At 68.6% G+C, this 14,138-nt stretch carries 12 protein-coding genes and 1 pseudogene; 12 read left to right on the forward strand and 1 reads right to left on the reverse strand.

Translation table 11 applies throughout. The features are described 5' to 3' along the window. Positions 1 to 85 precede the first annotated feature (85 nt). Genes ACF8ME_RS00510 through otnI form a run of 5 tightly spaced genes read left to right on the forward strand, consistent with a single transcriptional unit; the run spans position 86 to position 5,474 of the window. Positions 86 to 1,417, forward strand: a complete 1,332-nt coding sequence (locus ACF8ME_RS00510) for an MFS transporter (RefSeq protein WP_272206313.1) — start codon at positions 86 to 88, stop codon at positions 1,415 to 1,417. Between the two features lie 43 nt (positions 1,418 to 1,460). Continuing rightward, positions 1,461 to 2,444, forward strand: coding sequence for a D-erythronate dehydrogenase (gene denD / locus ACF8ME_RS00515; RefSeq protein ID WP_392414878.1), 984 nt, complete (start codon positions 1,461 to 1,463; stop codon positions 2,442 to 2,444). Then, on the forward strand, positions 2,441 to 3,361 hold the full coding sequence (ltnD, locus tag ACF8ME_RS00520) for an L-threonate dehydrogenase (RefSeq protein ID WP_392414880.1): 921 nt from the start codon (positions 2,441 to 2,443) through the stop codon (positions 3,359 to 3,361). Before denD ends, ltnD begins: the two co-directional genes overlap by 4 nt. After that, positions 3,358 to 4,641, forward strand: a complete 1,284-nt coding sequence (otnK, locus tag ACF8ME_RS00525; protein ID WP_392414882.1) for a 3-oxo-tetronate kinase — start codon at positions 3,358 to 3,360, stop codon at positions 4,639 to 4,641. The genes ltnD and otnK overlap by 4 nt, the downstream gene beginning before the upstream one ends. Positions 4,642 to 4,676: 35 nt before the next feature. Next, positions 4,677 to 5,474: a 2-oxo-tetronate isomerase gene (otnI, locus tag ACF8ME_RS00530; RefSeq protein WP_392414884.1), complete on the forward strand. Its 798-nt coding sequence runs from the start codon at positions 4,677 to 4,679 to the stop codon at positions 5,472 to 5,474. On the opposite strand, the gene ACF8ME_RS00535 is transcribed toward otnI, so the two are convergent. Further along, positions 5,434 to 6,345 carry a LysR family transcriptional regulator gene (locus tag ACF8ME_RS00535; protein ID WP_047327144.1) on the reverse strand — a complete coding sequence of 304 codons (912 nt, stop codon included), beginning with the start codon at positions 6,343 to 6,345 and terminating at the stop codon, positions 5,434 to 5,436. The two genes, otnI and ACF8ME_RS00535, sit on opposite strands and share 41 nt — an antisense overlap. A gap of 143 nt (positions 6,346 to 6,488) precedes the next feature. On the opposite strand from ACF8ME_RS00535, the gene ACF8ME_RS00540 reads away from it, so the two are divergent. The 7 genes and pseudogenes from ACF8ME_RS00540 to ACF8ME_RS00570 all read left to right on the forward strand — a co-directional run bounded on the left by ACF8ME_RS00540 (position 6,489) and on the right by ACF8ME_RS00570 (position 14,124). After that, on the forward strand, positions 6,489 to 7,043 hold the full coding sequence (locus tag ACF8ME_RS00540) for a PCC domain-containing protein (protein ID WP_392414886.1): 555 nt from the start codon (positions 6,489 to 6,491) through the stop codon (positions 7,041 to 7,043). Beyond that, positions 7,036 to 7,464 (forward strand): PPC domain-containing DNA-binding protein, encoded by a 429-nt coding sequence (locus ACF8ME_RS00545; RefSeq protein ID WP_017406556.1) that lies wholly within the window; start codon positions 7,036 to 7,038, stop codon positions 7,462 to 7,464. The genes ACF8ME_RS00540 and ACF8ME_RS00545 overlap by 8 nt, the downstream gene beginning before the upstream one ends. After that, positions 7,461 to 8,306, forward strand: coding sequence for an SDR family NAD(P)-dependent oxidoreductase (locus ACF8ME_RS00550; RefSeq protein ID WP_016453057.1), 846 nt, complete (start codon positions 7,461 to 7,463; stop codon positions 8,304 to 8,306). Before ACF8ME_RS00545 ends, ACF8ME_RS00550 begins: the two co-directional genes overlap by 4 nt. 28 nt (positions 8,307 to 8,334) lie before the next feature. After that, positions 8,335 to 9,501: an acetyl-CoA acetyltransferase gene (locus ACF8ME_RS00555; RefSeq protein WP_392414888.1), complete on the forward strand. Its 1,167-nt coding sequence runs from the start codon at positions 8,335 to 8,337 to the stop codon at positions 9,499 to 9,501. After that, a pseudogene (locus tag ACF8ME_RS00560) lies at positions 9,498 to 11,172 on the forward strand (acyl-CoA synthetase). The gene ACF8ME_RS00555 and the pseudogene ACF8ME_RS00560 overlap by 4 nt, the downstream one beginning before the upstream one ends. A gap of 61 nt (positions 11,173 to 11,233) precedes the next feature. After that, entirely contained in the window at positions 11,234 to 12,250 is a 1,017-nt protein-coding gene (locus tag ACF8ME_RS00565) for a TRAP transporter substrate-binding protein (protein ID WP_392414890.1), read from the forward strand. After that, entirely contained in the window at positions 12,247 to 14,124 is a 1,878-nt protein-coding gene (locus tag ACF8ME_RS00570; protein WP_017406561.1) for a TRAP transporter large permease subunit, read from the forward strand. Before ACF8ME_RS00565 ends, ACF8ME_RS00570 begins: the two co-directional genes overlap by 4 nt. The last annotated feature ends 14 nt before the right edge of the window (positions 14,125 to 14,138 follow it).

Consider the following 14,138-nt stretch of genomic DNA (forward strand, 5'->3'; position numbering starts at 1 on the left):
CACCACCCAGCCCATCCACAGCCGCGCAGCCGCCAGGCGGCGCACCAAGCGGCGAATCAAGCGGCGAACCCAAGGGAGACTTGAAATGACGACAACGGATATCGCATCCGGCCAGGCCGGGGCCCACCCTGCCCAGGCCGACTCTCCGGAGACGGCACGCGCCTACGCCAAGGTGTTCTGGCGCCTCGTGCCGTTCCTGATGCTGTGCTATGTGATCGCCTACCTGGACCGCGTGAACGTGGGCTTTGCCAAGCTGCAGATGTCCCAGGACCTGGGCTTCAGCGAGACCGTGTTCGGCCTGGGCGCAGGCGTGTTCTTCATCGGCTACTTCCTCTTCGAGGTGCCCAGCAACCTGCTCATGCATCGCCTGGGCGCGCGCGTCTGGATCGCACGCATCATGATCACCTGGGGCATTCTGTCGGCCATGTTCATGTATGTGGAAACGCCCACGGGCTTCTACATCCTGCGCTTTCTGCTGGGCCTGGCCGAGGCGGGCTTCTACCCCGGCGTGATCCTGTACCTGACCTACTGGTACCCGGCCCACCGGCGCGCCAAGATCGTGGCGCTGTTCATGTCGGCCATCCCCGTGGCAGGCATCTTCGGCAACCCGTTGTCGGGCTGGATCATGCAGGCCTTCCACGGCGACCATGGCCTGCACGGCTGGCAGTGGATGTTCCTGATCGAGGCGATTCCCGCCCTGGTGATCGGCGTGGTGACCATCTTCTATCTGGACAACGGCATCTCCAGCGCCAAGTGGCTGACGGCCTCCGAAAAGCAGCTGCTGGCGCGCGAGATCGAGCTGGACCAGCAGCACTCAGGTGCCCAGAAGCATTCGCTCAAGGCCGTTTTCGCCGACCGCCGCGTCTGGTGGATGTGCCTGATCTACTTCGCCTTCGTCGCCGGCCAGTACGGGCTGACCTTCTGGATGCCCACGCTGATCAAGTCCACGGGCGTCACGGGCGCGCTGAACATCGGCCTGCTCAGTGCCATCCCCTTCCTGTGCGCCATCGTGGTGATGAACCTCATGGGCCACAGCGCCGACAGGCGCCGCGAGCGCCGCTGGCACCTGATCGTTCCCGCGCTGATGGGCGCCGTGGGCTTTGCGATGACGGCCTTCTTCGCCGACAACACCGTTCTTTCCCTGATCTTCCTGTCGCTGGCCGCAGCCGGCGTGCTGACCTGCGCGCCGCTGTTCTGGTCGCTGCCCACGGCCTTTCTGTCGGGCACGGCAGCGGCGGCGGGCATTGCCATCGTCAACTCGGTCGGCAACCTCGCGGGCTTCGCCAGCCCTTACATGATCGGCTACCTCAAGGACCTGACCCAGTCCACGCAGGCCGGCATGTTCGTGCTGGCGGGGGTGCTCGTGGTGGGCGCCATCGCGGTCTGGCTCACCCCCGCAAAGATGGTCAACCGCTGACCGGCCCTTCTTCCCATCCTTCAAGCTCCAAGCCCCAAGACACATGAAAGTACTGATCACCGGCGGCGCCGGATTCCTGGGCCAGCGCCTGGCCCGCAAGCTGCTCGAACAGGGTGCGCTGACGCTGGCCGGCACCCGCTGGCCCATCCACCAGATCGACCTGCTCGACGTGGTGGCCACCCAGGCCATTGACGACACGCGCGTGCGCTCCCTGGTGGGCGACATTGCCGACCCGCAGGTGCTGCGCGGCGCCATAGGCCAGGACACGGCCGTGATCTTCCATCTGGCCGCCGTGGTCAGCGGCCAGGCCGAGGCCGACTTCGACCTGGGCATGCGCATCAACCTCGATGCCTCGCGCGCCCTGCTGGAGGCCTGCCGCGCCGTGGGCCACATGCCGCGCGTGGTCTTCACCAGCTCGGTGGCCGTCTACGGGGGCGACCTGCCCGACATCGTGCTGGACGGCACGGCCCTGAACCCGCAGTCCTCCTACGGCACGCAAAAAGCCATTGCCGAGCTGCTGCTGGCCGACTACACGCGGCGCGGCTTTGTCGACGGCCGCGTGCTGCGCCTGCCCACGATCAGCGTGCGCCCGGGCCGGCCCAATGCGGCCGCCTCGTCGTTTGCCAGCGGCATCATCCGCGAGCCCCTCAACGGCGAGGCGGCCAACTGCCCCGTGGGTGCCACCACGCGCCTGTGGCTGCTGTCCCCGCGCCGCGCCGTCGAGGCCCTGGTCGCAGGCTGCGAACTCGATGCCAGTGCCGTCGCCGACCGCCGGCCCATCAACCTGCCCGGCGTGTCCGTCAGCGCGGGCGACATGGTGCGCGCGCTGCGTGAAGTGGCTGGCGACGAAGTAGCCAACCGCGTGAGCTGGCAGCCCGACGACAAGGTCGAGCGCATCGTCGGCAGCTGGCCCGGCCGCTGGGATACCACGCGCGCCGACCGGTTGGGCCTGCGCGGCGACGAGAACTTTGCGGCCATCGTGCGCGCCTACATCGCCGATGACCTGACACCCCCACGCCAACCATGAACCACAACACCGCCATACCCCGCGCCGTCGGCGTGATCGGCCTGGGCGCCATGGGCGCCGGCATGGCGCAAAGCCTGCGCCGCGCCGGCCACCACGTGCATGTCCACGACATCCGCCCCGAGGCCGCAGCCGCCTTCGCTGCCGAAGGTGGCACGGCCTGCGCCACGCTGGCCGACATGGCCGCCGCTTGCCGCATCATCGTCAGCGTGGTCGTCAATGCCCAGCAGACCGAGGCCGTGCTGTTCGGCGAAGGCGGCATCGCCCCCGCGCTGCAGCCCGGCTCCGTCTTCGTCATGTGCTCCACCGTGGACCCCAACTGGTCCATGGCGCTGGAGGCCAGGCTGCAGGCGCAGGGCGTGCACTACATCGACGCGCCCATCTCGGGCGGCGCGGCCAAGGCAGCGTCCGGGCAGATGACCATGATGACGGCAGGCCGCCCCGAGGCCTATGCCGCCTGCGAAGGCGTGCTCGACGCCATGGCCGCCAAGGTCTACCGCCTGGGCGACAGCGCGGGCGCGGGCAGCAAGGTCAAGATCATCAACCAGCTGCTGGCCGGCGTGCACATTGCCGCAGCGGCCGAGGCCATGGCCCTGGGCCTGCGCGAAGGCGTCGATGCCGCCGCGCTCTATGAGGTCATCACCCACAGCGCCGGCAACAGCTGGATGTTCGAGAACCGCATGGCCCACGTGCTGGCCGGCGACTACACCCCGCTGTCGGCCGTGGACATCTTCGTCAAGGACCTGGGCCTGGTGCTGGACACCGCGCGCCACAGCAAATTCCCGCTGCCCCTGGCCTCCACAGCCCACCAGATGTTCATGCAGGCATCCACCGCCGGCCATGGCCGCGAGGACGACAGCGCCGTCATCAAGATCTTCCCGGGCATCACCCTGCCCCAGGCTCCATCGGAATCCCCATGACCCTTCTTCTGGGCTGCATAGCCGACGACTTCACGGGCGCCACCGATCTGGCGAACAACCTGGTGCGCGCAGGCATGCGCGTGGTGCAAAGCATTGGCGTGCCCGCCGGCCCGGTGGACGAGGGCGTGGACGCCGTCGTAGTCGCGCTCAAATCGCGCACCATCGCGCCGGCCGACGCCATTGCGCAATCGCTGCAGGCCCTCCAATGGCTGCAGGCCCAGGGCGCCAATGGCCGCGCGCCGCAGATCTACTTCAAGTACTGCTCCACCTTCGACAGCACGCCGCAGGGCAACATCGGCCCCGTGACCGATGCGCTGATGGACGCGCTGGGCTGTGGCTTCACCATCGCCACGCCGGCCTTCCCCGACAACCAGCGCACCGTCTTCAAGGGCCACCTGTTCGTGGGCGATGTGCTGCTCAGCGAAAGCGGCATGCGCAACCACCCTCTCACGCCCATGACCGATGCCAACCTGGTGCGCGTGCTGCAGGCGCAGACACGGCGCAAGGTGGGGCTGATCGACCATGTGGCCGTCGCGCAGGGCGAAGCCGCCATCCGCGCGCGCATCGCCGCACTCCAGGCCGAGGGCGTGGGCATGGCCGTGGTCGATGCCGTCTCCAACGACGACCTGCTGCGCCTGGGCCCGGCGCTGGCCGGCATGCCCCTGGTCACGGCCGGCTCGGGCGTGGCCATCGGCCTGCCCGCGAACTTCGGCATACAGCCCACGGCCCAGGCCGCTGCCCTGCCAACCGCCACCGGCCTGCAGGCGGTCGTCTCGGGCAGTTGCTCGGTGGCCACCAATGCACAGGTGGCGCACTTCATCGCCTCGGGGCGCCCTGCCCTGGCGCTGGAGCCGCTGCGCATCGCCGCCGGCGAGGACGAAGCCGGCAAGGCCCTGGCCTGGGCCCGCCAGCACATCGCCAGCGGCCCGGTGCTGATCTACTCCACCGCCGAATCCGCGGCCGTCAAGGCCGTGCAGGGCCGCCTGGGCGTGGAGCAGGCCGGCGCACTGGTCGAACAGACCATCGCCGCCATCGCCCGGGGACTGGTCGAGATGGGCGTGCGCCAGCTCGTCGTGGCCGGCGGAGAAACCTCGGGCGCCTGCGTGCAAGCGCTGGGCATCGAGCAAATGCGCATAGGGCCGCAGATCGACCCTGGCGTGCCCTGGTGCCATGCCGCCTCGCCCCTGGCGCCGCAGGGGTTGCACCTCACGCTCAAGTCCGGCAACTTCGGCACCACGGACTTCTTCACCAAGGCCTTCGCCGCGTTGCAGCGCGCCTGATGCCACACTCAGCCTCCGTTTTCAGGAAAGCCTTCATGCCCCGTTTCGCCGCCAACCTGTCCATGCTCTACAACGACCTGGATTTTCTTGACCGCTTCGAGGCCGCCGCGCGCGACGGCTTCCAGGCCGTCGAATACCTGTTCCCGTACGACTTCGCGCCCGAGCAACTGGCCCGCCGCCTGCAGGACCACGGCCTGCGGCAGGTACTGTTCAACGCCCCGCCCGGCGACTGGAACGCGGGCGAGCGCGGCCTGGCCTGCATCCCCGGGCGCGAGGCGGAATTCGCCCAGGGCATGGAACGCGCCATTGCCTATGCCCGCGCGCTGGGCTGCCCGCGCATCCACGTCATGGCCGGCCTCAAGCCGGAAGGCGCCAGCGACGATGCCCTGCGCGCCACCTACATCGCCAACGTGCGCCACGCCGCACGGCTGGCCGCGCCCCACGGCATCGCCATCCTGCTGGAGCCCATCAATGGCCGGGACATGCCCGGCTTCTTCCTGAGCCGCCAGGACCAGGCCCATGCGCTGCTGGCCGACATTGCCGAGCCCAATGTCCAGGTCCAGATGGACCTCTACCACTGCCAGATCGTCGAGGGAGACCTCGCCATGAAGATCCGCCAGTACCTGCCCACGGGCCGCGTGGGCCACCTGCAGATCGCAGGCGTGCCCGAACGCCACGAACCCGATGTGGGAGAGGTCAACTACCCCTACCTGTTCCGCCTGCTGGACCAGCTGGGCTACGACGGCTGGATAGGCTGCGAATATCGCCCCGCGCGCGGCGCGGCCGCGCACGCTACCAGCGAGGGGCTGGGGTGGATGAAGGAGTGGCTGTAGATCCAGGCAGATACCCCCGCAGCGCACGCACCAGCGGCGAATCATCGGCACGCCGCCAGACGGCGACCGTCTCCACGGCCGTCCTTTCCCCCAGCAAGGGCCGGTAGACCACGCCTTCACGGTGCAGGGCCTGCACACAGGCGGGCACCAGCGCCACGCCCAAACCGCCAGAGACCAGGCTGACGATGGTGTGCATCTGCCGCGCCGCGAACAGCCGGGGGCTGAAGCCGTGGCGCATGCAGGTGGAGACGATGGCATCGAACATCAACGGCCCCTGGTGGCGCTCGAAGCCCAGGAAACGCTCCTGGGCCAGTTTCTCCAGCGCGATGCGCCGGTTGCGGGCCAGCGGGTGGGACTCGGGCAAGGCCACCACCAGCGGCTCGCTGCGCACCAGCACAGAGTCCAGTGACGCGGGCAGGTCCGGCGTGCGAAATACCAGGCCGATATCCAGCCGCCCGCTCTCGATGTCATGTGCAATCTGGTCGGTCGTGCCCTCCTGCAGCGATAGCCGGACCTGCGGATAGTCCTCGCCAAAGCGCCTCAGCGTTTCCGGCAGGAAGGAGTAGGCCGGCAGGCTGATGAACCCGATGGACATGGAGCCCATGAGCCCCTGCGAGGTCTCGCGTGCGCGGCGCCGCATGGTGTCGGCAGCGGCCAGCACGGCACGGGCGTCGCGCAACGCATCCTCCCCGGCTTTCGTAAGCACGATGCGCCGCGACGTGCGCTCCAGCAGCGTCACGCCCAGCTCCTCCTCCAGCTCCTTGATGGCCAGGCTCACGGGGGGCTGGGTCAGGTGCAGGCGCTCGGCCGCACGACCGAAGTGCATCTCCTCGACCACGGCCACGAAGCACCGCAGATGTCGCATGTCCATTCATAGCCTCCGCAAATCGATCCATATGAATTGCAAATTTCCTTGCATTGAACCAGATCCCTAGACTGCGCTGCAGGCCTGTACGCACCATCCCGCGCCCAGGACAACACAAGCTGAATACAAAGCAGCAGCAGGAGACAAACATGCCAGAGCGCCTCGCGGGCCTGCCCAGGCCACGCACCCTCATACATCCCGGCCCCTGCAGCGCCGTGCGACTGGATCACCGGCAAGCGCCCGCTGCGCGCCACATGCGGCTGGCCCTGGCGCCCGGGCTGACGCTGTTCGACGCCATCGTCAGCGCACTGTCATCGGCCAGCGTCGAGAGTGCCTCGCTGACCTTGCTGGAAGGCGATCTCGAAGACCTGGATTTCTGCGTGGCGCCACCCGATCGCAGCGGCCATGTCGTGGCCACCTACGGCCCGCCCGCGACACTGCAGTCCGCCAGGCTGCTGTTCGGCAATGCCACGCTCGGCTGCGCCGAAACAGGGCATCCGGCTGTGCACTGCCATGCCGTCTTCTCCAGCGCACAGGGCCACCTGCTCGGCGGCCATGTGCTCACGCAGCGCTGCCGCATCGTCAATGCGCCCGTCAGCGCCCTGGCGACCTCGCTGGACGGGTTCGGACTGCGCATCGCCTACGACCCTGAAACGCGCATGTCCCTGATGCGTCCGGCCGCCGCGCAGGTCTGCCATGGCTGAGGCCCGCATGGTCGAGTCAGGCCGCATGGGCCGCGTCGCCTACGCACGCATTGCCCCCAACGAAGATCTGGTGCTGAGCGTGGAAAAGCTCTGCGCGCTGCAGGGCTTTCGCAACGCCTTCGTGCGCGGCGCCCTGGGCAGCCTGGTCGATGCCTGCCTGGCGCGCGCCGACGGCGGTTGCCTGTTGCTGCGCGGGCCGGCCATCGAGGTGGTCAGCCTCGCCGGCGAGGTGCGCTGCCAGGACGACGGCTCGCTGCGTGCCTGCCTGAGCGGCGTGGTCGCCGACACCACCGGCCAGGTGCATGGCGGCCCCTTCGTGGCCGGAGCCAACCCCGTCTGCATCACCTTCGAGCTGACCCTCGAAGAGTGGCTTCCCCAAACCCCTTCTGCCTTGACCCCGGATCCAGGAGCCTGTCCATGAACCAACGAGATTCCCATCCATCCCCCGCACGCGTCGCCGTGGTCACTGGAGGGGCGCGCGGCATAGGCCGGTCCATCGGCGAATGGTTTCTACAGCGGGGCTGGCGCGTAGCGCTGCTGGACATCGACAGTGAAACGCTGGAGCGCACGGCGCAGGATATGGACTGCCCGGCCCGGCTGCTGTGCCAGCATTGCGATGTCTCGGACCCGCAGCGGGTGGACGAGGCCGCCACCGCCGTCATGGCGCGCTGGGGCCGCGTGGATGCGCTGGTCAACAACGCCGGCGTGGCGGTCTTCAAGCCCGTGCTGGAGACATCGTTCGAGGAATGGCGCACGGTCATGGCCACCAACCTCGACGGCGCCTTTCTCTGCACGCAGGCCTTCGGTGCCCGGATGGCTCGCAACGAAGGCCACGGCGGCAGCGGCGGAGCCATCGTCAACATCGCCTCCATCTCGGGCCTGCGGGCCAGCACGCTGCGCGTGGCCTATGGCACGAGCAAGGCCGCCCTCATCCACATGACGCGCCAGCATGCGGTGGAACTGGGCAATCTGGGCGTGCGCGTCAACGTGATCGCGCCAGGGCCGGTGGAGACCGAGATGGCCAAGCTCGTGCACAGCGTCGCCATACGCTCCGACTACCACGACGCCATCCCGCTGGGCCGCTACGGCACACCACAGGAAATGGCAGAGGCCGTGGGCTTTCTTTGCAGCGATACGGCCAGCTTCATCAACGGCCAGGTGCTGGCCGTCGACGGCGGCTTCGATGCCGCAGGCGTGGGTCTGCCCACGCTGCGCCGCCGGCTGGCCGAGGCACCGGCAACAGTGCAGTCCGCGCAGTCCTGAACACCGCCCGCACCACAGGAGCCACGCCATGAACCCACCCCGCATCATCGGCTGGGGCCACACGCCCTTCGGAAAGCATGCCGCAGCCGATGCCGAGCAACTGCTGCGTGACGCCATCGACCCGGCACTGCAAACCGCCGGCCTGGAGCCCCGGGACATCGACGGCATCTTCGTCGGCCACTTCAATGGCGGCCTTCTGCCACAGGATTTCAGCGCCAGCCTGGTGGCCCTGGCCGTGCCTGAACTGCGCCATGTGCCCGCCACGCGCAGCGAGAACGCCTGCGCCACCGGCTCAGCTGCCATCTGGGCTGCGCTCGACGCCGTGCAGTCCGGCCGCATACGTTGCGCGCTGGTGGTGGGCTTCGAGATCATGAACGCCCAGCCTGGGCAGAAAATTGCCGAGATCCTGCTGCGCTGCTCCTACGTGAAGGAGGAAGCTGCCACACCGGCGGGCTTCGCAGGCTTGTTCGGGCAGATCGCCACCCGCTATTTCGAACGCTTCGGCGACCAGAGCGATGCACTGGCAGCCATCGCGGCCAAGAACCATGCCAACGGCGTGCACAACCCCTTCGCCCACATGCGGCGTGACCTGGGCCTGGACTTCTGCCGCCACGCCTCGGACAGGAACCCCTTCGTCGCAGGCCCGCTCAAGCGCTCGGACTGCTCGCTGGTCTCCGACGGCGCGGCCGCCCTGGTCATCTCGCGCCAGGCCTGCGGCAATGCCAGCGTGGCGCCCGTGCGCTGGCGCTCGCGCACCCAGGTCAACGACCTCCTGCCCCTGTCGCGGCGGGACCCCACGCGCTTCGAAGGCGCCGCCCTGGCGTGGCAGCGCGGGCTGGCCGACGCAGGCGCCACGCTGGCCGACCTGGGCTTCGTGGAAACACATGACTGCTTCACCATGGCCGAACTGCTGGAATACGAGGCCATGGGCCTGGCGCCACATGGCCAAGGCGCGCGCGCCATCCTCGACGGCAGCACATGCCGCGACGGGTGGCTGCCGGTCAACCCGTCGGGAGGACTCAAGTCGCGCGGCCATCCCATAGGCGCGACAGGCGTTTCCCAGCATGTGATGGCGGCCATGCAGCTGTCAGGCTCGGCCGGGGCCATGCAACTGCCCGCGCCCCGGCTGGGCGCCGTCTTCAACATGGGTGGTGCGGCCGTGGCCAACTACCTGAGCGTGCTGGAGGCCGCATGAACAGGCTTGCACCTGCGGACATCGCTGCAGCCCCCGCGCCCCAGGCAGCCAACCTGTCGCTGCTGCTGTCGCAGACGGCCGCCCTGTTTCCCGACAGGCCCGGCCTGATCCAGGGCGACCGCCGCTGGACCTGGGTGCAGATCGATGCGCGCGTCAATGCGCTGGTCCAAGGCCTGCGCGCGCTGGGCATGCAGGCCGGTGACCGCCTGCTGGTGCAGTCTCGCAACGGCATTGCCCTGTTTGAAAGCTGCTGGGCCGCCTTCCGGCTCGGCGCCGTCTGGGTGCCGGTCAACTTCCGGCTTACACCATCCGAAGTGGCTTGGCTGGGCCACGCCAGCGGCGCCACCGCCATGCTGGCCGAAGAGGGCTTCGCCGGCCATGTGGACGCCGTGCGCGCCGCCTCGCCACGGCTGCGGCATGTGATCACCATCGGCCGGCCTCGCGAAAGCCAGGGCGAGCAGGACTACGAGCAATTGCTGCATGACAACGCAGGCGCTCCCGCATCTACAGCCCATGTGCATGCCGATACGCCGCTGTGGTTCTTCTACACCTCCGGCACCACAGGCCGGCCCAAGGCCGCGATGCTCACCCATGGACAGATGGCCTTCGTGGTGACCAACCACCTTGCCGACCTTATCCCGGGCACGGACGAGCGCGACTGCTCCATTGCCGTGGCACCGCTGTCGCACGGCGCAGGCATACATGCCCTGCTCAACGTGGCGCGCGGTGCGGCCACAGTGCTGCCCACCGCCGATCGGCTGGACCCTGCCGAGGTCTGGGAGCTGGTGCAGCGGCACCGGGTCACCAATCTCTTCACCGTGCCCACCATCGTCAAGCTGCTGGTGGAAGACCCCGCGGTGGACCGCTTCGACCACGGATCGCTGCGCTACGTGGTCTATGCGGGCGCGCCCATGTACCACGCCGACCAGCAGCGCGCATTGCACAAGCTGGGCCCGGTGCTGGTGCAGTACTTCGGCCTGGGCGAGGTGACGGGCTGCATCACCGTGCTGACGCCCTCCATGCACGCACTGGACGACGGGCACAGCGACGGCAGCACCGGCACCGCCGACACATTGATCGGAACCTGCGGGCGCCCGCGCACGGGCATGGAGGTCGCCATCCTCGACCACCGGTTGCAGCCCGTTCCCACGGGCGCCATCGGCGAGATCTGCTGCCGCGGCCCCGCCGTCTTTGCGGGCTACCACGACAACCCCGAGGCCACGGCCCAGGCCTTTCGGGGCGGCTGGTTCCACACGGGCGATCTCGGGCGGCTGGACGAGCGGGGCCTGCTCTACATCACGGGGCGGGAATCGGACATGTACATCTCGGGCGGCTCCAACGTCTATCCGCGCGAAGTCGAGGAGGCGCTGCTGACCCATCCCGCCGTGGCCGAGGTCGCCGTGCTCGGCATGCCCGACGCCACCTGGGGCGAGATCGGCGTGGCCGTGGTGGTCGCGCGGGAGGGTGCCGATGCCACCGCTGGAGACCTCACGGCCGAGGCGCTGCTGGCGCACCTGGAGGGCCGCTGCGCGCTACCGCTGGCCGCGCCAGTTCCACTTCTGGGACGCCCTGCCCCGCTCGGGCTACGGCAAGGTGGTCAAGAAGGAAATCCGCGAACGCCTGCTGCAGAACATGACGCAGGGAAAGGAGCAGGCCGCCCCGACCCCGTGATGCGCCCCCCGCGCGCAGCTTGCGCCCGAACGACACAAAGACAACACTCAGGAGACAAGCCATGACCCTTTCCCGACGCCACGTGCTGCACGGTGCCGCAGCCTGCGCCCTTCCACTGGCCCTTTCACAGCGCAGCGCCTTCGCCAGCAAGGCCGAATTCCGCTACAAGTACGCCAACAACCTGCCCGCCACGCACCCCATGAACATCCGGGCCCTGCAGATGTCGCAGGCCATCCTGGCCGAGACCGGTGGACGGGTGGACATCCAGGTCTTCTCCAATGGGCAGCTCGGCTCGGACACCGATGTGCTGGGCCAGTTGCGCTCGGGCGGCGTGGAGTTCTTCACGCTGTCGGGCCTGATCCTGTCCACCCTGGTGCCGGCAGCCTCCATCAGCGGCGTGGGCTTTGCATTCGACGGCTATGACAGTGTCTGGAAGGCCATGGACGGCGAGCTGGGCGCCCATATCCGCGCACGCATCGCCCAGGCCAACCTGGTGGCCATGGAGCGCATCTGGGACAACGGTTTCCGGCAGATCACCTCCTCCACGCGCCCCATCGCGGATCCCGCCGACCTGCAGGGCTTCAAGATCCGCGTGCCCGTCTCTCCGCTGTGGACCTCGATGTTCAAGGCGCTGGACAGCGCGCCCGCGTCCATCAACTTTGCCGAGGTCTATTCCTCGCTGCAGACGAAGATCGTGGACGGGCAGGAGAACCCGCTGGCCATCATCTCCACGGCCAAGCTCTACGAGGTGCAGAAGTACTGCTCGCTCACCAACCACATGTGGGACGGTTTCTGGTTCCTGGCCAACCGCCGCGCCTGGGAAAGACTGCCCCCAGACCTGCGCGACATCGTGGCGCGACACATCAATGCCGCAGGCCTGCGCGAACGCGACGATGTCGCCGAGCTCAACGCCGGCCTGCAAAAGGAGCTGGCCGCCAAGGGCCTGGCCTTCAACACTGCCGACACCGCCGCCTTCCGTGAGCGGTTGCGCAAGGTCGGCTTCTACGCCGAATGGAAGCGCAAGCACGGTGACCAGGCCTGGGCCATCCTCGAGCGCAGCGTCGGGGCGCTGGCATGACTGCGCCCCAGGACAAGCCCGCCCATACCCCGCACGATGCCTGGACCGCGTGGGACCGCATCGACCGCTGGATGGGCGCGGCCGTGGCTTGCGCGGCGGGCCTGCTGGTGCTGGCCGATATCGGCGTGCTGTTTGCGGGAGTGGTGGCACGCTTTGTCTTCCACCAGCCACTGGTCTGGGCGGATGAACTGGCCTCCATGCTCTTCATCTGGCTGGCCATGCTGGGTGCCGTGATCGCACTGCGGCGCGCCGAGCACATGCGCATGACGGCCCTGCTCTCACGCCTGTCGCCTGCGCGCCGGGCCCTGTTCGATGCCATCGGCACCTGTGCCACGCTGGCCTTTCTCGCCCTGGTGGCCTGGCCCGCCTGGGAATGGGCAGCGGACGAGCGCTTCATCACCACGCCCGCGCTGGAAATCTCCAACATCTGGCGCGCTGCGGCACTGCCCGCCGGCATCGTGCTGATGGGTGTTTTCTCGGTGCTGCGCCTGGTGCGCAGCGGCGAAAAGGCGGCGGCCTGGAAGGCACTGGCCGTGGTGGCCGCCATCATGGCGGCGTTCGTGCTGGCAAACGGCATCTTCGGCCTCTTCGAGGACCTGGGGCGCCTGAACCTGCTGGTCTTCTTCGTCGGCGTGGTCGCTGCCTGCGTGTTCGGCGGCGTGCCCATTGCCTTTGCCTTCGGCCTGGGCACGCTCGGCTATCTGGCCCTGGCCACGGACACCGCCCTGCCCGTGATCGTCGGGCGCATGGACGAAGGCATGTCCCACCTCATCCTGCTGGCCGTTCCGCTGTTCGTCTTCCTGGGGCTGCTGATCGAGATGACGGGCATGGCGCGCGCCATGGTGGCTTTTCTCGCGGGCCTGCTCGGCCATGTGCGCGGCGGCCTGTCCTATGTGCTTGTGGGGGCCATGTACCTGGTCTCGGGCATCTCGGGCTCCAAGGCGGCCGACATGGCGGCCGTGGCTCCGGCACTGTTCCCCGAAATGCGCAAGCGCGGCGCGGACGAAGGCGATCTGGTGGCCCTGCTGTCAGCCACAGGCGCGCAGACGGAAACCGTGCCGCCCAGCCTGGTGCTGATCACCATCGGCTCGGTCACGGGCGTGTCCATTGCAGCGCTGTTCACGGGCGGACTGCTGCCGGCGCTGGCCCTGGGCCTTTCGCTGTGTGTGGTCGTCTGGTGGCGCTCGCGCCATGACCAGCCGCCGCAGACACAGCGCCAGCCCTGGTCGCAGATCGCGCGGCTAGGCTTCATCGCCCTGCCGGCACTGGCGCTGCCCTTCGTGATCCGCGCGGCCGTGGTCGAGGGCGTGGCCACGGCCACCGAAGTCTCGACCCTGGGCATTGCCTACGCGGCCATTGCGGGTCTGCTGATCTACCGCCAGTTCGACTGGCGCCGCCTGGGGCCCATGCTCGTGGCCACGGCATCGCTGTCGGGCGCCATCCTGCTCATCATCGGCACTGCCACGGCCATGGCCTGGGGCCTGACCCAATCGGGCTTCTCGCGCTCGCTGGCGGAGGCGATGGCCGCCCTGCCCGGCGGGGCACCCGCGTTTCTCGCGGTCTCGCTACTGATCTTCGTCATCCTCGGATCGGTGTTGGAAGGCATACCCGCCATCGTGCTGTTCGGCCCGCTGCTGTTTCCCATCGCACGCGACCTGGGCATCCATGAAGTGCACTACGCCATCGTCGTCGTGCTCGCCATGGGCCTGGGCCTGTTCGCCCCACCACTGGGCGTGGGCTACTACGCAGCCTGCGCCATAGGCCAGATCCACCCGGACAAGGGCTTGCGGCCCATCGTGGGCTACCTGCTGGCGCTGTTGCTGGGTACGGTGGCGGTGGCGGCAGTGCCCTGGCTGTCGATCGGATTTCTGTAGAGGCGCGGCCGCCT

The organism is Delftia sp. WSY_7 (assembly GCF_043104845.1).
GTDB lineage: Bacteria > Pseudomonadota > Gammaproteobacteria > Burkholderiales > Burkholderiaceae_C > Comamonas > Comamonas tsuruhatensis.